Below are 21,589 nucleotides of genomic sequence, written 5' to 3' on the forward strand. Positions count from 1 at the left end.
TTACCTAGTGAGTGATTCTATTTATCTAAACAAGTGTTATTACTTCTTGTGGTTTCTGGTTATTGAACAGCGACTAACGGTTTGAGTTGTTGCGACATCCATTCAGCAATGAATGGTTGGGCCTCGGCGTTAGGATGTAACCCATCATCCTGCATCCACTCGGGTTTGACGGCAACTTGTTCCATAAAGAAAGGCACCAAAGGAATGCCAAATTGCTGTGCGAGCTGCGGATACATAGCGGTGAAAGCATCAGTATAACGGCGGCCATAGTTAGGTGGAATGCGGATTTGCATTAATAAGGGCTGAGCTTTAGCCTCTTTAATCTGATTGATAACTTGTGTTAAATCCCGTTGAATATCCTGCGGTGGGAAACCGCGCAGGCCATCATTGGCACCCAACTCAATCAGTACCCAGCGGGGCTGATGTTGTTTCAGCAGGGCAGGCAGGCGGGCCAGACCCTGCGCAGCAGTATCACCACTGATACTGGCGTTAACCACCTTCGGTAATGACGGCGTGGCTTGCCATGTTTTATCCAGTCGCGAAGGCCAGGCTTCGGCAATTGGCAGGCGGTAACCGGCGCTTAAACTGTCGCCGAGAATCAAAAGTGTATCGGTTGCGGCGGCACGCAAACTGAATAATCCCAACAGTAATAGGAAGGGAAGATGCCAGCGGAAAACGTTCTTGAAGTTCATCATCTTAATAAACACGTCGGTCAGGGTGAGCAACAGCTCTCCATCCTTACCGGAGTTGAGCTGGTTGTCAAACCCGCGCAGACAATTGCGCTGATTGGTGAGTCAGGTTCAGGTAAATCAACTTTACTGGGCATTCTGGCTGGGCTGGATGATGGCAGCAGCGGCGAAGTCAGTTTACTCGGCCAGTCTTTGACCGCCATGGATGAAGAAGGGCGCGCGCAACTGCGGGCAAAAAATATCGGTTTTGTTTTCCAATCATTTATGTTGGTGCCGACGCTTAATACATTAGAAAACGTCCAGCTTCCGGCGCTATTACGCGGAGAAAGCGAGCGCGAAAGTAAAACCCATGCCATTGAGCTATTAAAATTGGTGGGGTTGGAGAAGCGGTTGCACCATCTGCCTGCTCAGCTTTCGGGTGGTGAGCAGCAGCGCGTGGCGCTAGCGCGGGCTTTTAGTGGGCGGCCAAAAGTACTGTTTGCCGATGAGCCAACCGGTAATCTTGACCGGCACACGGGTGACAAGATAGCTGATTTGCTGTTTTCCCTTAACCGGGACTACGGCACCACATTAATTTTGGTTACTCACGATGTGCAATTAGCTGGCCGTTGCCAGCGGCGGCTGCGGCTCCAAGACGGTAAATTGTGGGAGGAAGCATGATTTGGCGCTGGTTTTGGCGTGAGTGGCGCTCACCCTCACTGCTGATTGTCTGGCTGGCGTTAACTCTGGCGGTGGCTTGTGTGCTGGCGCTGGGCAGTATTAGTGACCGGATGGAGCAAGGGCTGAGTCAACAGAGCCGTGATTTTCTGGCGGGCGACCGCGTGTTGAAAGCTTCTCATCCGGTGCCGGAGAGCTGGTTGCTGGAGGCGAAGCAGCAGGGGCTGGCTATCAGCCACCAACTTTCATTTATGACTATGACGTTTGCCGGTGATCGCCCACAACTGGCGGACGTGAAAGCCACAGATTTAGCTTATCCGCTGTATGGCAAGCTGGAAACCTTACCGGCGAATGTCAAACTTGAACCAGGAACTGCGCTGGCAGCCCCGCGATTACTGGCGCTGCTCGGAGTTAAAGTCGGCGATACACTGGAAGTTGGTGATACTTCGCTAAAAATCATTGGCGAAGTGTTACAGGAGCCTGACGCCGGTTTTAACCCATTTCAAACCGCGCCGCGGGTTTTAATCAATCTGGCGGATGTAGAGAAAACCGGTGCAATACAACCGGGTAGCCGTTTGAGCTATCTCTATATGTTTGCCGGGCCACCGGAGGCTATTGCTCAGTTTAGTGATTGGCTGACCCCACAATTGAAGCCGGAACAGCGCTGGTATGGTTTGCAAGAGTCTGGTGGCGCGCTGGGGAAATCCCTACAACGCGCCCAGCAATTCCTGCTGTTATCGGCATTATTAACATTATTACTGTCCATTGCCGCAGTCGCCGTGGCCATGGGGCATTATTGCCGCAGTCGCTATGATTTGGTGGCGGTGCTGAAAACCTTGGGGGCCGGGCGCAGCGCGCTACGGCGGCTCATTATCGGGCAGTGGATCTCGGTGTTGGTGCTGGCGGGCTTGTGCGGCAGTGTGATTGGCTTGTTGTTCGAGAAAGTGTTAATCCGCTTGTTGTCCCCGGTATTACCGGCTGCATTACCGGCCGCCGGTGTCTGGCCATGGATATGGTCAATGGGATCGCTGATATTGATTTCATTGCTGGTGGGCATTCGCCCCTATCGGCAACTGCTGGCAACTCAGCCGTTGCGGGTATTACGCCGCGATGTTTCAGCCAATGTTTGGCCGCTGCGCTACTTTATTCCGGTGATGATAGCGGTGGTGGTCGGCTTGCTGGCCTTACTGATGGGCGGGAATTCGCTGCTGTGGGCCATTCTCGGCGGCATGGTGGTGCTGGCGTTATTGCTGGGCATTATCGGCTGGGGGGGGTTATTGCTGTTGCGCCGCCTGACGGTGACTCGCTTGTCATTACGGCTGGCGATTAACCGCTTGTTGCGCCAACCGTGGATGACGCTAACGCAGCTGGCGGCATTCTCACTGTCATTTATGTTGTTGGCTTTATTATTGGTATTACGCGGTGATTTATTGGATCGTTGGCAGCAGCAATTGCCGCCGGATAGCCCGAACTATTTCCTGCTGAATATAACGCCGCAGCAGGTACCGCAAGTCACGGAATTCCTCGCGCAACATCAGATAACGGCGTCGACTTTCTATCCGATTATTCGCGCTCGGCTGACTGAAATTAATCAACAACTGGCGACGGAGCGAGTCGCGGAAGATGCGCCCGGCGGGGAGGCGGTCAATCGCGAGTTGAATCTGACCTGGCAGCAAGATTTGCCTGCACACAATATTTTGACCGCCGGACAGTGGCCGCCTAAGGCGGATGAAGTGTCGATTGAGAAGGGAATTGCTGACCGGCTGGGGATTAAAATCGGCGATAAAATGACATTCAGTGGCGATACGCAGTCATTTGGTGCGACCGTGAGCAGTATTCGCCAGGTAGATTGGGAAAGCCTGCGCCCTAATTTTTACTTTATTTTCCCGCTAGGCACGTTGGATGGCCAGCCACAAACCTGGCTGACCAGCTTCCGCTATCACGGTGACGGCGAGGTTCTGACGCAATTGAATCGCCAGTTCCCGACCCTTAGCTTGCTGGATATTGGTGCGATGCTGAAACAGGTTGGGCAGGTGCTGCAACAGGTCAGCCGAGCGCTGGAAGTCATGGTGGTATTGGTGATTATTTGTGGCACTTTGCTGCTATTAGCACAGGTACAGGTCGGTATGCGCCAACGTCGTCAAGAACTGGTGGTTTACCGGACACTTGGTGCAAGTAAACGCTTACTGCGCGGCACATTGTGGTGGGAATTTGCATTGCTGGGGCTGGTGGCAGGTATGGCGGCTGCCATTGGAGCAGAAGCGGCACTTTGGGCATTGCAGCGCTTAGTGTTTGATTTCCCGTGGCAACCTAACTGGATGATGTGGTGGTTATTGCCACTGGCGGCAGCACTGTTGCTGTCACTGTGCGGTGGTTGGTTGGGGGCGCGGTTGTTGCAGGGGCGGAATACCCTTCTTACTTGACGTTGCAGCGTTGTTGGCGGCTCTCGTTCACCCGAATCACTGACTTGTGTCAGCTCATCGGGATTCGCTCGTTTGCCGCCTGGCTGCAATGCCAATTACTTTGGGTATTGATCGAAGTTAGCTACAGCTTAGCTTGCGCCCAACGCAGAGCGTTTTGGTATTCCGCGGGTAGCAAAGGTGCTAATGCCGTCAGGGCCGCACTTAATGCTGCGCCATCGGGATCATTTAAATTCAAATGGCCCACTTTGCGGCCTTCGCGCACTTCTTTTTCATACCAATGCAGATGCACCAAGGGCAGTGACAGCCACGTGATATTCACTGGCGTGCCAATCAGATTGACCATCGCGGAGGGAGTATTTACCACCGGCTTGGGTAGCGGTAAATCCAAAATAGCCCGCAGATGCAGCTCAAACTGGCTGATAGACGCCCCATTTTGTGTCCAGTGACCACTGTTATGTACTCGCGGTGCCAGCTCATTGATTAATAAACTGTCGTCGACGATAAAACATTCCATCGCCATTACACCCACATAATTCAGCTCATCCATGATTGCAGACAGCATTTTTTCTGCTTGCTGCTGTAGTTTGCGATTGGGCCGTGGCAATGCCACGCTCATACGCAAAATGCCCTCTTCATGAAGATTATGGGTCAGTGGATAAAAGACTGATTGGCCTTGATGGCTGCGCGCACCGACCAGTGAAACCTCGCCGGAAAAGTTAATCCCCTGCTCGACAATACATTCGCCGTAAGCATCGGTTGGCAAACACTCTTGCTCACCGGCGCGTAAACGCCACTGACCACGACCGTCATAACCGCCGACCCGACGTTTCACGATGGCTAACTCACCCAGTGTGGTGAAAATTTGCGGCCATTCACTCTTGCTGGCCAGCAATTGCCATGGCGCGGTGGCGAGATTCAGGCTATCGAGCAATTGCTTTTGCGTCAGACGATCAGCCAAACGTGGGAAAATATCGCGGTTAACGAAAGCGGTGTGGGTGGCGAGTTCGCGGGTTAAAGCCGTTTCTGGCCAGCGCTCAATCTCGGCAGTAATCACACTGTGCTGATAAGGCACGGCTTCTGGCTCGGCATCTAAACCCACCGGATAAACAGCAATACCCAGCGGCTCACCAGCTTGACGCAACATGCGCCCCAACTGACCATTGCCTAATACGCAAACGGGTTTCATGCTTCATCCCTCGGATCGGGATTATCCAACACTTCGTCAGTTTGGTTCTTACGCCAATCCGCTAAACGTGCAGCCAATTCAACATCATGCAGCGCCAGTATTTGCGCCGCCAGCAATGCAGCATTCGCCGCCCCAGCTTTACCAATAGCCAGCGTCCCCACCGGAATACCCCGTGGCATCTGCACAATGGAATAGAGACTATCGACGCCGCTTAATGCCGCACTTTGTACCGGCACACCTAAAACCGGCACCAGTGTTTTGGCCGCCAGCATACCTGGCAGGTGAGCAGCACCGCCCGCGCCTGCAATAATGACATGTAAGCCATTCGCGTCGGCTTGTTCAGCAAAACTGAACAGTTTATCGGGGGTGCGGTGGGCAGAAACCACCTCGACATGAAACGGGACATTGAGCGTGGTGAGCACGTCGGCGGCGAACTGCATGGTGGCCCAGTCACTCTTGGACCCCATTACGATAGCGATTTTAACCCCGGCTGGATAAGCCGAATCGAGGTTAGCTCCCATGAGTGTAAAGCTCCTGTGATTGCGCAAGCGTCGGCCAGAATGATCTTATTTCAATCATGGCTGGCGGAGAGGGCGTAGAGCATATCATGAGCCAAAGGCGAGGAAAACGGTTGCGTAGCGGCTTTTAGTGGGTTTTATCAGTTTTTTATCGCAGTTTATGGGGTGCAGCGGGAAGGTTAAAACGGGAATTTAATCAATTCAACACTATCAGCCGTGACTTTAACCATTGAGCCCTCAACATGCCAGGCACCTAAAACCAGCCGGTGTGCCGTTTCCGCCGCTAATTCGACAATATGAACCGCAGGACGGTGGGTATGCCCATGAATCATCCAACTGACATTATTTCGCTCGAAAGTCTCAACCACCGCGTGTGGATTGACATCCATAATCAGTTGCGATTTACCGCTATTATTTTGTTGGCTTTGATTGCGCATATAAGCAGCAATGCGTAAGCGAAAACGCAGCGGTAGCCACAGAAAGAGCTTTTGGATCAGGGGATTGTGTACTCGGCGGCGAAAATGCTGATAGTCGGCATCATCAGTACACAGGGTATCGCCATGTAAAATAACGATTTTACGGCCATACAACTCAACAACTTTCTCTTCCGGCAGCAAGATCATACCACTTTCAAGCGCAAAGCGTTTGCCCAGCAAAAAATCGCGGTTACCGTGAATAAAGTAGCAGGGCACGCCCTGTTGCTGGAGTGATTTTAACGCAGTAGCAACTTGCCGATACAGCGGCTCGGGATCATCGTCACCAATCCAGGATTCGAATAAATCGCCCAGGATATATAATGCATCAGCATGAATAGCATCACGCTGTATAAAATGCAGGAAACCGGCAGTGATTGCCGGTTCCTGAACGCTAAGATGCAAATCTGCAATAAAAAGCGTGCTCATTAAGCCGTTATTACTCGCTAACAGTAACGCTTTGAATGATCACATCTTCTTTTGGCACATCTTGATGCATACCGCTGCGGCCAGTCGCGACGTTTTTGATTTTATCAACCACGTCCAAGCCGTCAGTCACTTCAGCGAACACGCAGTAACCCCAACCATCTGGGCGCTCTGAACGGAAGTTAAGGAAGTCATTGTCTGCAACGTTAATAAAGAACTGAGCAGTAGCAGAGTGTGGATCGTTGGTACGCGCCATTGCCAAGGTGCCACGGGTATTTTTCAGACCGTTGTTGGCTTCGTTCTTGATAGGGGCATCCGTTGTTTTCTGGTTCATGCCCGGCTCAAAACCACCGCCCTGGATCATGAAGCCATCGATAACACGGTGGAAAATAGTGTTATCATAGAAACCTTTACGGCAGTAGTTCAGGAAATTTTCAACAGTAGCTGGCGCTTTATCCGCGAAGGTGTTGATGACGATATCGCCGTGATTAGTATGAAAAGTGACCATAATAATGTTCCCGCTAGTGTAATAAGTGTATTCACAAATGAGTCGTAACTCTTTAGACGGCTCTTATATCATATCTGCGGGATTGAGTCAGCATTCGAAACGCCGGCAAGATGTGCGAAAAAGTGCTGTATCGAAGGCAAATTTACCGCATAATCTGATGATATCTTGTTAAACCATGCGTATCGCAAAAACAAAAACCACGGAATGTCCCGATGCTAAAGATTTTTAATACACTGAGTCGCCAAAAAGAGGAATTCAAGCCTATTCATGCCGGTAAAATAGGTATGTATGTATGCGGGATCACCATTTATGACCTGTGTCACATTGGGCATGGGCGTACTTTTGTCGCTTTCGACGTTGTTGCGCGTTATTTGCGTTATTTAGGGTATTCTTTGACGTACGTCCGCAATGTCACTGACGTTGACGATAAAATTATTAAACGGGCCATTGAAAACAATGAAACCTGCGAGCAACTGACTACGCGGATGTTGGCTGAAATGCACAAAGATTTTGATGCATTGAACCTCAAACGCCCAGATTTAGAGCCGCGCGCTACCCATCACATCCCCGAAATTATTGAGCTGACCGAGCGTTTGATCGCCCGCGAGCATGCTTACGTGGCTGCCAATGGGGATGTTATGTTCTCTGTTGAGAGTGATCCAGATTACGGTTTGTTATCTCGTCAAGATCTGGACCAGTTGCAAGCGGGGGCGCGAGTTGAAGTGGCTGATGTTAAACGCAACCCGATGGATTTCGTGCTGTGGAAAATGTCCAAACCCGGCGAACCTAGCTGGGAATCACCTTGGGGGCCGGGCCGCCCTGGTTGGCATATTGAATGTTCGGCAATGAACAGCAAGCAGTTAGGCGCGCATTTTGATATTCACGGTGGCGGCTCTGATTTGATGTTCCCGCACCACGAAAATGAAATTGCACAATCTACCTGTGCGCATGATGGCCCTTATGTGAATTACTGGATGCATTCCGGTATGGTGATGATCGACAAAGAAAAAATGTCGAAATCACTGAATAACTTTTTCACCATCCGTGATGTACTGGCCTATTATGATGCTGAAACCGTGCGCTATTTCTTAATGTCCGGTCATTATCGTAGCCAGCTTAATTACAGTGAAGAAAATCTCAAGCAAGCACGTGCTTCTTTAGAGCGCTTATACACCGCGCTGCGCGGTACTGATGCCAATGCAACGCCGGCGGGTGGCGCTGAATTTGAAGCACGTTTTCGTGCGGCAATGGATGATGATTTCAATACGCCAGAAGCCTACTCTGTGCTGTTTGATATCGCCCGTGAAGTGAACCGCCTCAAAGCTGAAGATATGACTGCGGCAAATGCGTTAGCGGCAGAGTTGCGTAAACTGGCGCATGTGCTGGGGTTATTAGAGCAAGATCCAGAACTGTTTTTACAAAGTGGTGCGCAGACTGACGACGACGAAGTGGCAAAAATCGAAGCTCTTATCAAACAGCGCAATGATGCCCGCAGCAGTAAAGACTGGGCACTGGCAGATTCTGCCCGTGATCAATTGAATGAGCTGGGGATTGTGCTGGAGGATGGTCCACAAGGGACGATATGGCGGCGTAAGTAACACCGTATTTGGGCGCTGAGTGGGCGACTATTCAGTGAACTAAGATTAAAAAAATTGCGGTTCTGGCGCTGACCAGTAACCGCATTTTTTTGCCCATATTTTGTACTTTTAACTGTTGCTACGGCAGTTTTTCGCAATAACCAGCTAAAACTCGCCGTTGCTGAGGTTATTAGGCTTTAACCTGTACTTTCATACCTTGAAACTCAACAATTTGGTCAGCCAGGATCTTGCAGCGCTTGCGCGTTTCTACATTCCCGTCAACTTTTACCTGCCCATCAGCAATGGCGGCTTTTGCTGATGCACCGCTATCGTTCCAACCTTGCAACTTTAATAAGTCACACAGTTCGACGTGCGGGTGTTTTTCCAAATGAAAAATGTCCATTACTATCCTTTCACTCTATTTTCGTTGATGTCGTGATATTCCTCGCAGGCTTGCAAGGTATTTTGTATCAGTGTTGCAACAGTCATCGGCCCGACGCCACCGGGAACCGGTGTAATCCAACCCGCACGCTCAACGGCGACATCAAATTCTACATCGCCGACTACTTTACCACTTTCCAGGCGGTTAATGCCGACATCAATCACGATAGCACCGGGTTTTATCCACTCGCCGGGAATAAAACCGGGTTTACCCACGGCAACGATTAATAAATCTGCATTTTCGACATGTTGGCGCAAATTCTTGGTAAACCGATGTGTAACGGTAGTCGTACAACCCGCTAGCAACAGCTCAAGGCTCATCGGGCGACCAACAATATTGGATGCTCCCACGACGACAGCGTTTAGGCCGTAAGTTGGGATGTCATAACGCTCTAGCAGTGTCACGATGCCGCGAGGGGTGCAAGGGCGTAGCTTTGGTGCGCGCTGACACAAACGACCCACGTTGTATGGATGGAAGCCATCCACGTCTTTATCCGGATGAATACGTTCCAGAACTTTGACATTATCAATACCCGCGGGCAGTGGCAGTTGCACCAGAATCCCATCGATTTCACTATCACCATTCAGGGAATCAATTAATGCTAACAGCTCAGCTTCCGTGGTGGTCATCGGCAGGTCATAAGAGCGGGACACGAAACCCACTTCTTCACATGCCTTACGTTTACTGGCGACATAAATTTGTGAGGCTGGATTTTCACCTACTAACACAACAGCAAGACCTGGGGCACGTTTACCCGCAGCTAAACGTTTCTGTACCAACGCAGCTACTTCGTTTCGTACCTGCTGCGCAATCGTTTTACCATCTATAATTTTCGCTGACATCAGTGGAAGGGTCCATCAATTAAAAAAGCGGGAATCAGCCTATTTTGTCAGAAGCGGGGCGTGCTGTCAGGCGTATAATAACGATTAATTAACGATTAAATAGCCAGTTGATAAACCGTAAGGCGAAAAGCCATTGACTCAAAGGCGACTGCCCGTATAATCCAACCCGCAACTGACTACCAGCAGCGTTCTATGCTGCGGTAAATATCAAATGCGCCCTTAGCTCAGTTGGATAGAGCAACGGCCTTCTAAGCCGTAGGTCACAGGTTCGAGCCCTGTAGGGCGTACCATCTTTACGTCTCCTGAAGTCTATCTAAGTCCATAAATCCCTTATATAATCAGTATCTCTGGAACTTCCTAGTATCCCTACGCTTATCCACATCTACTGAGTTTTATAGATAGTTGGGGGTATAAATGGAGGTAAGTCTAGGTTCAATGGAATGAGATACCCCCACATGAAACTAAACGCCCGGCAAGTGGATACCGCAAAGCGAAAAGAGAAACCTTATAAGCTCTCCGACGGCGGCGGATTATTTTTTTAGTAAACACAAATGGTTCACGTTACTGGCGGTTGAAATATCGGATTGCTGGAAAAGAAAAGCTGCTATCAATCGGGGTCTATTAATGAGTATGGAGTGAGGTCTCCTGGTGTGGTATTGCCCCAACAGCCCACTAATCCGAGCCATGAAAGCACAAATGTCATCGAAAGCATGATTCCAAACAAGCCCGATTCAATTTTAAATCCGATTAATAACAGTGTGCGAGGTATCAGTGATATCTCACGGGGGATAGGAGAAGAAAAGACAGAAATTGAACTTACGTTGATTTCTGACAAAACCGGTGAACGACAAAAAGTCTCCGTTCAAAAGGGGGCGAAAATATCAACATCGATGAATTATTCATAATACTCAATAATGAAATATAGTGATGAAGTCATAGTCATACAGTGATAAATTGCGGGTAAAATGATATGTAAAGGTGTGAGTTATGAAATGGCTATTGTCAGTTATATCTTTTATCTCATTTTTAGCTATGGAAAGGATGTTGATAATATTTGTCAAAAAATTGCTAAGCAAGGCGCGGGAGATAAAATTTCATTTCCCGCAATAAATATACAATCCGCAGAGAAATACGATCGGATAATATGTTGTCAAGGGAAGGGTATAAAACATTATGTGGCGAAAAAATAAAATATTCCAGATTATGATAGTGATGTGATTATTGTCACTTCATCTTGGGCTACACACAAAAATAATAAAGCATATTTTACCATCCTAAATATATCTAATGGCATTTCTTACATAGACTAGATTGCTCTGGGGGATGGTTTTCCCTTAAAACCAATTTGGTATCCATTATTGATTTGAAAAAGACACATCCAAATGTATTACTTGTTACTTTTGATTTAAAAGGTCTCGGACTTTCAACCAATAAAGAGTACCACTATGTCTTTTTTAACGTAACGGCAGGGATGAAAGATGGTAGTACTGAATTTTTGGGTGGGTATCGTTTTTTAGATAAAAAGAATGATGACAATCATATATCAGATTTGAAAAAAATAACTGATAGGAAAATACATTACGTCAGAGATGATGGTACCTTAACTATAAGGTTTCTCAATGAGAAAGGTCATAAATATGACGGGGAAATTATCGATAATGACGGCCAGAGATTATGCGATTTAGACACCACAGTGCGAGGATGGGCTGTGTGGAGCGAATGTATTAATTAAAAATAATAGCTGAAGATACTGTCCCGCCTTGTGCGTTTTTTTTCATTTCAGGAGGGTATAAATGATTACTGATCAGCAATGCACTTTCTGATTTATTCGGTATATCTATTAGCGTGTCGAACCTTTCGTGATGCTCAGCTGGCGATGGAAGGCAAGAAATGGCCAAAGCGATAAATAGGTAATTCTGATTTCGGAGCCAACTCAATTGAGAGCTATTTTCACAACGGCTCTCTTGGTATCATAAAAAATTAATAATTCTTACGGATATTTATACGCACTGGAAAGTCAGACGAGCAACACCATTCACGAGTAAATGAGTATCTATATCAGTCTTCACTTCTTTCATGGCTTTATTTTGTGCCCGACAAAAATCTGACGCTTTTTTGTTGGCCGTGCCAATAGCACCTTTAATTCGACCTGCTGCAGGTGCTGCTTCAACTTCAGTGAAGTAATCCCCATTATCTAGTTTTTTTACATCTGCTTGATATGTTAAACCAATGCCGTGAAACTGTGTTTTGTCATTTTGCACTGCACACCCACTTAAAATGGCACTAAATACAATGGTTGCTGTAATGATTGAAATTTTCAAGTGAAAAGGTTCCTTTGTATGTTTAGTAGGGCTTTATTTTACAATAAGTAATGAAATAATAATTAAATGAATGATGATTTATTTATCGAACTGTTTTTATATGATTGAATTTTATATTTATTTTAATATTTAAAAATGTAGACTGACTAGTGGCTGAGACTTTACCAATTCGCAGGAAATTCTAAAAATGACCAAACCAGATTGGGAGGCCACCCATACTCACTGTATTCTATCGATAGTTGGAGGTATAAATGGCGGTAAGTTCAGGTTCAATGGGATCTTATATCAACAGCCAGCAATCAAGAGCTACAAATGGCATTAACCGGTGTAAAGGTAAGAAGTGCAAAGCCAGCGGACAAGCTTTATAAATTTACCGATGGCGAGTGAATGTATTTAATGGTTTGTAACGGCCAACTAAAACCGGACTCTGATTTAGGCACATTGTTGTAGTCGACGTTAAAAGTATTCTTGATGTGTTGAACTCATATTTTAGTGATGTAACTCGTTTTTGAAAAAAAACTGAGACTGACTATCACTTTAGAAAATCAAACTGGAATACAAATTTCCCCTTTTGTTTTGACATTATATATGAAAAATCGAATGTATAATTGACAGCAGAAACAATCTGATTATCATTAGAGCTGATAATCAGGAGATAGCTATGTCACTTACCGCCCTACAACTCTTCAAAAACCTATCCGATGAAACCCGTCTGGGCATTGTGTTACTGCTTAAGGAGATGGGAGAGTTGTGCGTGTGTGATCTCTGTTCGGCGCTGGAGCAGTCACAACCCAAGATTTCCCGTCATCTGGCAATGCTCCGTGAGAGTGGGTTATTGCTGGATCGCAAACAGGGGAAGTGGGTTCATTATCGCTTATCTCCACATATCCCTTCGTGGGCCGCCCAAGTTATTGAGCAAGCTTGGTTAAGCCAACAGGACGACGTACAGCTCATCGCTCGCCAACTGGTATCGTCAAACTGTTCTGGTAGTGGTAAAGCTGTTTGTATCTAAAAAATTTGCCTAAACATATATGATTTTTCAAATATGATGTATTGGGGATGAAAACGTTAACGGTGTTTGATCCGGCAATATGTGCAGTACCGGAGTCTGTCGACAAACTCAGACAGATCGCAGGTTGATTTTTAATGTATACAGGGCAGTCATGCTGCTCTGTCAGGAGGTTTTATGTTACTGGCAGGCGCAATTTTCATCCTGACCATCGTGTTGGTTATCTGGCAGCCGAAAGGGTTAGGGATTGGCTGGAGCGCCATGTTAGGCGCGATACTGGCACTCATCTCTGGTGTCGTACACATTGCCGATATTCCAGTGGTATGGAATATCGTCTGGAACGCTACAGCAACCTTTATTGCCGTGATTATCATCAGCTTGCTACTGGATGAGTCTGGCTTTTTTGAATGGGCAGCATTGCATGTTTCCCGTTGGGGAAAGGGCCGTGGCCGCCTGTTGTTCACTTATATCATTCTGCTCGGTGCGGCGGTGGCAGCGCTATTTGCCAATGATGGTGCGGCTCTCATTCTGACACCGATCGTTATTGCCATGCTGCTGGCGCTTGGGTTCAGTAAAAGCGCTACGCTGGCTTTCGTTATGGCTGCAGGGTTTATTGCCGATACCGCCAGTCTGCCACTTATTGTGTCAAATCTGGTCAATATTGTTTCGGCTGACTTTTTCTCTCTGGGATTCACAGAATATGCATCTGTTATGGTACCGGTGGATATTGCCGCCATTATTGCCACACTGGTGATGCTGCACCTGTTCTTCCGCAAAGATATCCCACCGACCTATGACCTGAACCGACTGAAAGAACCTGCGCTCGCTATCAAAGATCCGGCGACGTTCAGAACTGGCTGGGTTGTATTAATCTTTCTACTGATAGGTTTTTTTGTTCTTGAGCCGTTGGGTATTCCGGTCAGCGCTATTGCGGCGGTAGGGGCAGTAATCCTCTTTGTCGTTGCTAAAAGAGGCCATGCTATTAACACCGGTAAAGTGCTGCGTGGTGCGCCGTGGCAGATTGTGATTTTCTCGCTGGGAATGTATCTGGTGGTCTATGGTTTGCGTAATGCCGGGCTAACAGAATATCTCTCTGGCGTGTTGAATTTACTCGCCGACCAGGGGCTTTGGGCCGCCACATTTGGCACGGGGTTCCTGACAGCATTCCTGTCATCCATCATGAACAACATGCCTACCGTGCTGGTTGGCGCATTATCGATCGATGGAAGCACCGCATCAGGTGTTATCAAACAAGCGATGATTTATGCCAATGTCATTGGTTGTGATCTGGGGCCTAAAATTACCCCTATTGGTAGCCTGGCAACACTGCTCTGGTTGCACGTACTTTCACAGAAGAATATGACCATCACGTGGGGATACTATTTCCGCACCGGGATTATCATGACTCTGCCGGTGCTGTTTGTAACGCTGGCCGCGCTGGCGCTACGTCTCTCTTTCGCTTTGTAATGAGATACTGATATGAGCAACATTACTATCTATCACAACCCAGCCTGCGGCACATCGCGTAATACGCTGGAGATGATCTGTAACAGCGGTGCTGAGCCGACTGTTATCCATTATCTTGAGACACCACCTTCCCGCGATGAACTGGTCAAACTTATTGCGGATATGGGCATCACAGTACGGGCATTGCTGCGTAAAAATGTAGAACCGTATGAAACGTTAGAGCTTGCCGAAGACCGTTTTACTGACGATCAGATGATCGACTTTATGCTGCAACATCCCATCCTGATTAATCGTCCGATTGTGGTGACGCCGCTTGGAACCAGGCTGTGCCGTCCTTCAGAAGAGGTTCTGGATATTCTGCCGGAGGTACAGAAAGGTGCTTTTACTAAGGAAGATGGTGAAAGAGTCGTTGATGACCAAGGTAACCGATTGAAATAAAAGATTAAGGGGACAAGCGCCTCCTTGTCTGTGACTTCGCTATGTCTGCCAGCAGGTCAATACCAACAGGTTCTTCGCTCTGTAGCTGTGTTATTGTTTTGCTGGCTTTGCAGGGGCAGATTGCTGCCGATATCCGCTTCTGCCTCCCACTGGTAGTATTACTTCCCCGTTATAACCCCCCCAAAAATTAGACGTAAATATCACTTATGTTTTTTGTGGGCTTGCCGTTAATATCTTGATTAAAAGAGAAAATTGAAATGTAAAAAGGAACCATAATGCACGAGAACAATATTGCGTTGCTGTGTAGTGAGGCGGAAAGATTATTGCAGCTTAACATTCACTTGCTGAACAAAATGCTCGAAGAACCCAATGTTCTCGTCGACAATATGCAAAGCAGTAAAGAGCAATTATTTAATAAAAACAAAGCAATAAAAAGAATTGAAGAATTGCAGGGCGAGCAAACAAAAATCACTCGTAAAGAAATGGTGCTTGCTGTTGTCGGTACCATGAAAGCCGGTAAATCCACCACGATTAACGCGATTGTCGGTAAAGAAGTCCTCCCTAATCGAAACCGGCCAATGACCTCTATTCCCACCCTGATTCGCCATGTGCCGGGGAAAATCATTCCAGATTTGCAACTTAATAATGTTGAGCCTATCGAGCAATTAATCGTGGCATTGCGTAAAAAAATCACGACTGATGAAGGCAAAAAGCTGGCTCTTGAACTGAATAACGATCCGGAAAAGCGCAAATTATTAAGTATTGTCACTGATGATACCTGGTTGAAAAAAAACTATTGTGGTGAAGCCGATATTTTTACTTGTCTGACTTCTCTCAATGATCTGGTGCGTCTGGCCACTGCACTGCGTGTGGAATTCCCCTTTGACGCCTACAAAGATGTTCATGAGCTGCCGGTTATCGAAGTTGAATTCAGCCATCTAACGGGAATGGATGATAGCCAGGGCACTCTGACATTACTTGATACACCTGGGCCAAACGAAGCTGGGCAGCCGCAGTTACAAGCGATGATGCGTGACCAGTTGCAAAAAGCCTCCGCCGTCCTCGCGGTGTTGGATTACACCCAACTCAACTCGGAAGCCGATCAGCAGGTCCGTAAAGAATTGAATGATATTGCAGAGGTTGCTGCGGGCCGTCTGTTTGTATTGGTCAATAAATTTGATCAGAAAGATCGCAACAGCGATGACGCTGAAACGGTTAAACAAACTGTCCCAGCCATGCTAGCCAACGGTGCTTTGAATAGTGACCGTGTTTACCCCGGTTCTTCTCGTCATGCTTATCTGGCCAACCGCGCGCGCAGCATAGTGAGTCAGGCGGGTAAACTTTCAATCAGTGAAGAGTGGGTAGAGGATTTTGCTCAGCTAGCGTTCGGTTACACCTGGGAAGAAGAGGATCTTTTTGATCTGGAGAGTGTCAGTCAGAGTGCCGATAGAATATGGCGCCGTTCATTATTTGATAAATTAATTACTGAAGTGATTCAAGCTGCGCATGCCAAGGCCGCAGCTCTGGCAGTCGATTCTGCCGCCGCTAAATTGGTGCAGAATGCGGAAAATACCAATGAATATTTGTCAGTACGGCATCAGGGATTGCTGACCAGCATTCAAACCTTAAAAGCGCAGATTAATGATTTACTGAGTGATATCAATAATATTGGTACATGTCAGAAAAACGTCGATGACGAAGTCGGAAGTGCGATGAAGGGGATTACCCGTGAAATCGATACATTGCTAAAGGATGCAGAAAAAACACTTAAAGACTCTCTGAGCCATTACTTCAAAAATGGAAAAAGCAAAGAACGAGAAGCATTTGAAGCGCAACTGCCAGCAACTCAAGCTCCCAGAGGGCTTTTCAGTTCTTTCATCAATACCGTGGCAGGCGGTCAGCGGTCTGCCCCTCGTGATTTTGACCCTAACGAATCGGAAGTAAAATTCGAAGAACAAAGTGAAGCGATTAAATTTATCCAGCAGATCGAAGAGTCTGTATCCAGCCTGCTGGCTGAGACGGAGACAAAAATCAAACCTACGCTCACTGAGATTGTCGCCAATATTGAAAAAAGCTTCCATGGCACTGCCATGCAGGCGGTAGAGAATATTGCTCGCCAGATTAACACTCGCCTTGAAGATGATGGTTTTACGGTGAATATTAACTTCCCGAAAGTGAATCAGCTACAGACGAACCTTGCTGTCAGAACTCGCATGACCAATCTGCTGGAGGAGAAAACTTACAGTGAATCGCGCCGCCGCCGTTCGAGTGGTGCATGGGGTTCCGTCTGCAAATTGTTTAACACCGATGACTGGGGTTGGGAGGATTACAGTGTCAATGTTACCCGCAGCATGGTGAATATTAAGAAAATTCAGACTGCTGTGGTTGAACAGACCAAAGAGCATTTTGCTGAGTTGAATCAGACCATTGAAACACACATCAACAAACCTATTCTGCAAGAAATTGAAACTTTCTTCAGCGCGTTCAAAAGTAAGGTCGAGCAACTGAGAAATACCCTCATTCAGAGTAGGGAAGACCATGAAAACAATCAGCATGAACAGGAACAGCTTACTGAACGCTTGCAGGAACTGAAAAAACTCACTCCAGAAATGATTCGTGACAGTAAAGCACTAAAAGAAGAGTTGGAGCCGATGTTGTGATGAACATATTGACTGAAAAATTTCCCGATAATGAGGCATGCAAACATCTGGCGTGTCTGCCGGAAAAGTTTATTGTGGATTTTGCCAATGGGATCGACGTGACGCAGGACCATCTGCGTCAGCAAAAAGACCGTAGTTTTTTCCTGCGAGTCAAAGAGGGGGTTACAGGGCAAGCCTCTTCTCGTCAGCATGCTATTACTGCGTCGCTCGCGGAGGGTGTTCAGGCCTCTCTGACCTGGCTCACGGAGCTAACCTCATCACTGGCAAGTACCAACTATGCGCTGGCGCAGGTGAATGACAGAGTCACTTCACTCATTAGGGATACCACCGCTATCGCGCATTATTCGGCGGATACCCGTGAGCAGTTAACAAAACTGGCTGATCAGGTCAACGAAAAGCTCAGTAGACTGGAGCAAGAGCTCAACCGCGTAGATATGCTCCAACGCGGGCAACTGCATCTGGATCAAATTTTCTCAGCCTGGGGGGCAGGTCGCTATACCGCGCTACCGCTGGCCGGACGGTGTTTTGTTGCATTGGAAGAACTGCGCTGGGGCGCGTTTGGTGATGTTATTCGTCATGGAGAAACAAAACAGGTGAGCCAGATGATAGACATCCTCAAAAATAAAGCACTGACACAGCTGGCCCAAGACCACAATAGCCTGGCTGGGGCGCGTCATGATTCTCAAAGTTGGCTGGTGTGGCAAGCTGGTCAGATCCAGCAAAATGACTGGCCGGAAGTCATTAACTGGATGGCGGATTGGTGTAGCGAGGAGGCTCACCCTATCACTTGGTCTACTACCCAACAATACACCGCCTTGCCGCTACGAATGCCGCGTTTAAGCTCTGCTGAACGCATTGCTCACAGTATGGTTGATGAAGTCTTTAATCAGGGGGCCGTATGAGTCAGGCAATGAAAGTGGGTCTTGCTCTTTCTGGCGGTGGGGCTATCGGTGCTTATGAAGTCGGGGTAGTGAAAGCTCTTGCTGAGTCGGGCACGGAGGTGCATGTTGTCGCCGGAGCCAGTATCGGTGCGTTAAATGGCGCTATTGTGGCGGCCTCGCCGAGCCTCACTCAAGCGGCACAGAGAATGACAGAAATCTGGGCGCATCTGGGTAATAGCAACGTTATGGAGGTGAACAAATCGGTTTACATCTCGCTACTTGTGCAGTTTGGTATTGGGATGGGGCTAACACCGGCATTTAGTAAGGCCGGCACTCTGCTCAGCACTCTCCTTCGCCATGCCGGTGTCTCCGCGGGGATTAAAGGGTTGCAAAATGAGCCGTTGATTTCTGACCAACCGCTTATTGACCTGATGAATCGTTATCTCGATATTGATTCTTTAGCTTCCGGGCTGCCATTGTACGTGTCGTTATATCCAACAGAAGGCGGTATGCTGGATATCATCAAGTGTATTGCTGCCGAGTTTGGTCTTGGGTCTACTCGCGACTCAGAATTCCATCATATTCAGAACTTGCCACTCAACCAGCAAAAAGAGGCGTTATTAGCCTCAGCAGCGTTGCCGCTATTATTCCAATCTCGTGAGGTCAACGGCACGCGTTACAGTGACGGCGGAATGGGAGGTTGGAGGGAAGTGCAGGGCAATACTCCGGTTCAGCCATTGGTGGATGCGGGCTGTAACATGGTCATCGTCACCCATCTTAGCGATGCTTCCTTGTGGGATCGTCACCGTTTCCCGGATACGACAGTGCTGGAAATCCGGCCACAGCGCTTATTAAAACGTAACGAAGGTGTTCTGGGCGGGGCGAAAGATTTATTGGGCTTTACCGCTACGCATATAGATTCGTGGATTGAGCAAGGTTACCAAGACACAATGGCGGCTATTGAACATATTCGCAAACCTCTTCAGGCTCGGCAGGCACTGCGAACCTCTGAGGCGGTGATCGCAGCCAGTCTTACCGAAAACACTTTGGTTGATACTTCACTTAAAAACGCGATGGAACGACTGAAATAAACGTGCCTACCGGAGATTACTGATGCAGTGCTATTGATATCTTCGGCCAATGTTTTGTGTTTGAAATGTTGAGTTTTTAACTTAACTGCGTCGCGTCATTGACCCATGACAAGGCGGTCAGGATGTTATCCACTTTATAATCAAGCCCATTTATTTTCTCAGTGGTATGAAAGTATGGCTTATCAACTTAACCTTAATTGGCCCGAATTTTTAGAAAAATATTGGCAAAAACAGCCAGTTGTATTAAAAAATGCTTTCCCGAATTTTGTCGATCCGATTACGCCGGACGAATTGGCGGGTTTGACAATGGAAGCAGAGGTCGATAGCCGGCTGGTCAGCCATAAAAATGGTCAGTGGCAGGCGAGTAACGGGCCATTTGAGCACTTTGATAATCTGGGTGAGACCAACTGGTCACTGCTGGCTCAGGCGGTTAACCATTGGCATGCCCCCTCTGCTGAGTTAGTGCGGCCGTTTCGTGTGCTGCCAGATTGGCGTTTAGACGACTTAATGATCTCCTTTTCGGTCCCAGGTGGTGGGGTTGGGCCACATATTGATCAATATGATGTGTTTATTATCCAGGGGATGGGTAGCCGCCGTTGGCGAGTTGGCGATAAGCAACCATTAAAGCAGTTTTGCCCACATCCGGCATTGCTACATGTTGAACCCTTTACACCCATTATTGATGAAGATTTGGCCCCAGGCGATATTTTATATATTCCACCCGGCTTCCCGCACGATGGTTTCACTCACGAAACGGCGTTTAACTACTCAGTAGGTTTTCGCGGGCCAAATGGGCGAGATTTAATCAGCAGCTTTGCCGACTATGCGCTAGAAAACGATCTTGGTAATGAGCACTACAGCGACCCTGATTTAACCTGCCGAGAACATCCAGGCCGGGTTGAAGAGGTTGAACTCGAGCGCCTGCGTGGGATGATGATCGAAATGATTAATCAACCAGAAGACTTTAAGCAATGGTTTGGCCGCTTTGCAACGACACCCCGCCATGAGTTGGATATTGCTCCGGCGGAGCCGCCTTACGAGCCGAATGAGATTGTCGACGCCTTAATGGACGGTGAAGTCTTGACTCGTCTTAGCGGGCTGCGGGTTCTACAAGTGGGCGACAGTTTCTTTATCAATAGTGATCGGTTGGAAATACGCGACGCTAAAGCCGCTGATGCGTTGTGCCGCTATACCATTCTTGGCAAGGAAGAACTGGGGGAGGCGCTCTGTGATCCGGCTTTCGTGGCGGAGTTAACTGAGCTAATTAATCAGGGATACTGGTTCTTCGACGAGTAATTATATTTTTAATAGCGGTTTTTGAGTGCGTATATATGACGTCATTTGAAAGCCGCTGCTAAGATATTCTATATCCGTGCAAATGCTTATATCAAGAAGATAGAACCGTGAGTGCTCACGAATTGGGTATCAGATTTTAGCGAGAATAAATAGCATTGATAATGCTGAAAAAATCTCCTCAATATTAAGTGAGATTATCCAATTTTACATTTTCATTCCTCTTGGGAGGTAGTTGTAGATCTTTATCAATCATCACAGAACGAAATCAGTAAATGATGACAGTGGTCTTCTGAAATCTTCCGGTTTAGGGGATAGTGCGACGGTTCTTAAATGACGGTTACAGATGAACCATATTTCATTACGGTCATTGGACAATATGTAGTAAGCATCAGAAGTTTCTGATGGATTGAAGAGACCCAAAGCCCGATAGGCTGATGCCACATTAAAACCACTCTGAAGCGGAAGTGGCCTAGGACCATTGACCATCTCACTGATTCTTAAATATAAACCTTGTTCAATCCATACCATTTGATTGCCTCAAGTTTAGATAAGTTCCAATTAATTATAGTGCATATACTTTTATGATTTATAAGACTCCTCTGTTAATCACTTGCCAGGAGTGGGTAAAAGATATGTTCCTATAATTCTATGATATTGCCAGGTTCATTAGCCCATAACCCGGATA

The 21,589-nt window shown here is 47.4% G+C and carries 22 protein-coding genes, 1 tRNA gene and 1 pseudogene; 15 read left to right on the plus strand and 9 right to left on the minus strand.

Annotated features, from left to right (window positions below):
- Window positions 1-59 precede the first annotated feature (59 nt).
- Window positions 60-692: a multifunctional acyl-CoA thioesterase I/protease I/lysophospholipase L1 gene (tesA, locus tag DX162_RS11975; RefSeq protein WP_032819878.1), complete on the minus strand. Its 633-nt coding sequence runs from the start codon at window positions 690-692 to the stop codon at window positions 60-62.
- Here tesA and ybbA point away from each other — a divergent pair.
- Entirely contained in the window at window positions 663-1,349 is a 687-nt protein-coding gene (ybbA, locus tag DX162_RS11980; protein ID WP_004390643.1) for a putative ABC transporter ATP-binding protein YbbA, read from the plus strand. The two genes, tesA and ybbA, sit on opposite strands and share 30 nt — an antisense overlap.
- Complete coding sequence (gene ybbP / locus DX162_RS11985) at window positions 1,346-3,769, plus strand: putative ABC transporter permease subunit YbbP (protein WP_032819864.1); 2,424 nt, start codon at window positions 1,346-1,348, stop codon at window positions 3,767-3,769. Before ybbA ends, ybbP begins: the two co-directional genes overlap by 4 nt.
- A 121-nt stretch (window positions 3,770-3,890) precedes the next feature.
- Here the strand turns inward: ybbP and purK are convergent, their stop codons facing one another.
- From purK to ppiB, 4 genes are all read right to left on the minus strand, one after another.
- Complete coding sequence (gene purK / locus DX162_RS11990; RefSeq protein WP_032819863.1) at window positions 3,891-4,955, minus strand: 5-(carboxyamino)imidazole ribonucleotide synthase; 1,065 nt, start codon at window positions 4,953-4,955, stop codon at window positions 3,891-3,893.
- Window positions 4,952-5,476, minus strand: a complete 525-nt coding sequence (gene purE, locus DX162_RS11995; protein WP_004390638.1) for a 5-(carboxyamino)imidazole ribonucleotide mutase — start codon at window positions 5,474-5,476, stop codon at window positions 4,952-4,954. Before purE ends, purK begins: the two co-directional genes overlap by 4 nt.
- Window positions 5,477-5,652: 176 nt before the next feature.
- On the minus strand, window positions 5,653-6,375 hold the full coding sequence (locus tag DX162_RS12000) for a UDP-2,3-diacylglucosamine diphosphatase (RefSeq protein ID WP_004390637.1): 723 nt from the start codon (window positions 6,373-6,375) through the stop codon (window positions 5,653-5,655).
- A gap of 10 nt (window positions 6,376-6,385) precedes the next feature.
- A complete protein-coding gene (ppiB, locus tag DX162_RS12005; protein WP_004390636.1) occupies window positions 6,386-6,880 on the minus strand; it encodes a peptidylprolyl isomerase B in 495 nt (164 codons plus the stop codon).
- A 212-nt stretch (window positions 6,881-7,092) separates the two neighbouring features.
- Between ppiB and cysS the strand changes: the two genes are divergently transcribed.
- A complete protein-coding gene (gene cysS, locus DX162_RS12010; RefSeq protein ID WP_004390635.1) occupies window positions 7,093-8,478 on the plus strand; it encodes a cysteine--tRNA ligase in 1,386 nt (461 codons plus the stop codon).
- 169 nt (window positions 8,479-8,647) lie between these two features.
- Here cysS and ybcJ read toward each other — a convergent pair whose 3' ends face one another.
- Entirely contained in the window at window positions 8,648-8,860 is a 213-nt protein-coding gene (gene ybcJ / locus DX162_RS12015; RefSeq protein WP_004390634.1) for a ribosome-associated protein YbcJ, read from the minus strand.
- Window positions 8,861-8,862: 2 nt separating this feature from the next.
- The gene (gene folD / locus DX162_RS12020; protein ID WP_004390633.1) at window positions 8,863-9,741 is read right to left on the minus strand and encodes a bifunctional methylenetetrahydrofolate dehydrogenase/methenyltetrahydrofolate cyclohydrolase FolD; all 879 of its coding nucleotides are present in this window, start codon (window positions 9,739-9,741) and stop codon (window positions 8,863-8,865) included.
- 213 nt (window positions 9,742-9,954) lie between these two features.
- On the opposite strand from folD, the gene DX162_RS12025 reads away from it, so the two are divergent.
- The 5 genes and pseudogenes from DX162_RS12025 (at window position 9,955) to DX162_RS12040 (ending at window position 11,473) form a co-directional block, all read left to right on the plus strand.
- Window positions 9,955-10,031: transfer RNA gene (locus DX162_RS12025), tRNA-Arg, on the plus strand.
- 165 nt (window positions 10,032-10,196) lie between these two features.
- A pseudogene (locus DX162_RS22575) lies at window positions 10,197-10,363 on the plus strand (Arm DNA-binding domain-containing protein); the annotation flags it as partial.
- Window positions 10,326-10,646: a hypothetical protein gene (locus DX162_RS22295; RefSeq protein WP_169311111.1), complete on the plus strand. Its 321-nt coding sequence runs from the start codon at window positions 10,326-10,328 to the stop codon at window positions 10,644-10,646. The pseudogene DX162_RS22575 and the gene DX162_RS22295, both read left to right, overlap by 38 nt.
- An 87-nt stretch (window positions 10,647-10,733) precedes the next feature.
- Window positions 10,734-10,931, plus strand: coding sequence for a hypothetical protein (locus DX162_RS12035; protein WP_032819862.1), 198 nt, complete (start codon window positions 10,734-10,736; stop codon window positions 10,929-10,931).
- Between the two features lie 173 nt (window positions 10,932-11,104).
- Window positions 11,105-11,473, plus strand: coding sequence for a hypothetical protein (locus DX162_RS12040; protein WP_127446280.1), 369 nt, complete (start codon window positions 11,105-11,107; stop codon window positions 11,471-11,473).
- Between the two features lie 268 nt (window positions 11,474-11,741).
- Here the strand turns inward: DX162_RS12040 and DX162_RS12045 are convergent, their stop codons facing one another.
- Window positions 11,742-12,062: a hypothetical protein gene (locus DX162_RS12045; RefSeq protein WP_032819860.1), complete on the minus strand. Its 321-nt coding sequence runs from the start codon at window positions 12,060-12,062 to the stop codon at window positions 11,742-11,744.
- Window positions 12,063-12,723: 661 nt separating this feature from the next.
- On the opposite strand from DX162_RS12045, the gene arsR reads away from it, so the two are divergent.
- The 7 genes from arsR (at window position 12,724) to DX162_RS12080 (ending at window position 20,904) form a co-directional block, all read left to right on the plus strand.
- Entirely contained in the window at window positions 12,724-13,074 is a 351-nt protein-coding gene (arsR, locus tag DX162_RS12050; RefSeq protein WP_032819859.1) for an As(III)-sensing metalloregulatory transcriptional repressor ArsR, read from the plus strand.
- A gap of 174 nt (window positions 13,075-13,248) precedes the next feature.
- Entirely contained in the window at window positions 13,249-14,538 is a 1,290-nt protein-coding gene (locus DX162_RS12055) for an arsenic transporter (protein WP_004390628.1), read from the plus strand.
- A 12-nt stretch (window positions 14,539-14,550) separates the two neighbouring features.
- Window positions 14,551-14,976, plus strand: coding sequence for a glutaredoxin-dependent arsenate reductase (gene arsC, locus DX162_RS12060; RefSeq protein ID WP_004390627.1), 426 nt, complete (start codon window positions 14,551-14,553; stop codon window positions 14,974-14,976).
- 275 nt (window positions 14,977-15,251) lie between these two features.
- Window positions 15,252-17,636, plus strand: coding sequence for a dynamin family protein (locus DX162_RS12065; RefSeq protein ID WP_004390626.1), 2,385 nt, complete (start codon window positions 15,252-15,254; stop codon window positions 17,634-17,636).
- Window positions 17,633-18,538 carry a diguanylate cyclase regulator RdcB family protein gene (locus DX162_RS12070; protein ID WP_408642844.1) on the plus strand — a complete coding sequence of 302 codons (906 nt, stop codon included), beginning with the start codon at window positions 17,633-17,635 and terminating at the stop codon, window positions 18,536-18,538. The genes DX162_RS12065 and DX162_RS12070 overlap by 4 nt, the downstream gene beginning before the upstream one ends.
- On the plus strand, window positions 18,535-19,608 hold the full coding sequence (locus DX162_RS12075) for a patatin-like phospholipase family protein (protein ID WP_032819857.1): 1,074 nt from the start codon (window positions 18,535-18,537) through the stop codon (window positions 19,606-19,608). Before DX162_RS12070 ends, DX162_RS12075 begins: the two co-directional genes overlap by 4 nt.
- A 174-nt stretch (window positions 19,609-19,782) precedes the next feature.
- Window positions 19,783-20,904, plus strand: coding sequence for a ribosomal protein uL16 3-hydroxylase (locus DX162_RS12080; RefSeq protein ID WP_004390624.1), 1,122 nt, complete (start codon window positions 19,783-19,785; stop codon window positions 20,902-20,904).
- 252 nt (window positions 20,905-21,156) lie between these two features.
- Here the strand turns inward: DX162_RS12080 and DX162_RS22580 are convergent, their stop codons facing one another.
- Window positions 21,157-21,432 (minus strand): hypothetical protein, encoded by a 276-nt coding sequence (locus tag DX162_RS22580; protein WP_071777613.1) that lies wholly within the window; start codon window positions 21,430-21,432, stop codon window positions 21,157-21,159.
- Window positions 21,433-21,589 lie beyond the last annotated feature (157 nt).

This window comes from Yersinia kristensenii (assembly GCF_900460525.1).
Classification (GTDB): domain Bacteria; phylum Pseudomonadota; class Gammaproteobacteria; order Enterobacterales; family Enterobacteriaceae; genus Yersinia; species Yersinia kristensenii.

Bases quoted from the DNA above. Each gene is read 5' to 3' on its own strand.
- ybbA (WP_004390643.1), top strand. From the start codon at position 663: ATGCCAGCGGAAAACGTTCTTGAAGTTCATCATCTTAATAAACACGTC.
- tesA (WP_032819878.1), bottom strand. From the start codon at position 692: ATGAACTTCAAGAACGTTTTCCGCTGGCATCTTCCCTTCCTATTACTG.
- ybbP (WP_032819864.1), top strand. From the start codon at position 1,346: ATGATTTGGCGCTGGTTTTGGCGTGAGTGGCGCTCACCCTCACTGCTG.
- purK (WP_032819863.1), bottom strand. From the start codon at position 4,955: ATGAAACCCGTTTGCGTATTAGGCAATGGTCAGTTGGGGCGCATGTTG.
- purE (WP_004390638.1), bottom strand. From the start codon at position 5,476: ATGGGAGCTAACCTCGATTCGGCTTATCCAGCCGGGGTTAAAATCGCT.
- DX162_RS12000 (WP_004390637.1), bottom strand. From the start codon at position 6,375: ATGAGCACGCTTTTTATTGCAGATTTGCATCTTAGCGTTCAGGAACCG.
- ppiB (WP_004390636.1), bottom strand. From the start codon at position 6,880: ATGGTCACTTTTCATACTAATCACGGCGATATCGTCATCAACACCTTC.
- cysS (WP_004390635.1), top strand. From the start codon at position 7,093: ATGCTAAAGATTTTTAATACACTGAGTCGCCAAAAAGAGGAATTCAAG.
- ybcJ (WP_004390634.1), bottom strand. From the start codon at position 8,860: ATGGACATTTTTCATTTGGAAAAACACCCGCACGTCGAACTGTGTGAC.
- folD (WP_004390633.1), bottom strand. From the start codon at position 9,741: ATGTCAGCGAAAATTATAGATGGTAAAACGATTGCGCAGCAGGTACGA.
- DX162_RS12035 (WP_032819862.1), top strand. From the start codon at position 10,734: ATGGCTATTGTCAGTTATATCTTTTATCTCATTTTTAGCTATGGAAAG.
- arsR (WP_032819859.1), top strand. From the start codon at position 12,724: ATGTCACTTACCGCCCTACAACTCTTCAAAAACCTATCCGATGAAACC.
- DX162_RS12055 (WP_004390628.1), top strand. From the start codon at position 13,249: ATGTTACTGGCAGGCGCAATTTTCATCCTGACCATCGTGTTGGTTATC.
- arsC (WP_004390627.1), top strand. From the start codon at position 14,551: ATGAGCAACATTACTATCTATCACAACCCAGCCTGCGGCACATCGCGT.
- DX162_RS12065 (WP_004390626.1), top strand. From the start codon at position 15,252: ATGCACGAGAACAATATTGCGTTGCTGTGTAGTGAGGCGGAAAGATTA.
- DX162_RS12075 (WP_032819857.1), top strand. From the start codon at position 18,535: ATGAGTCAGGCAATGAAAGTGGGTCTTGCTCTTTCTGGCGGTGGGGCT.
- DX162_RS12080 (WP_004390624.1), top strand. From the start codon at position 19,783: ATGGCTTATCAACTTAACCTTAATTGGCCCGAATTTTTAGAAAAATAT.
- DX162_RS22580 (WP_071777613.1), bottom strand. From the start codon at position 21,432: ATGGTATGGATTGAACAAGGTTTATATTTAAGAATCAGTGAGATGGTC.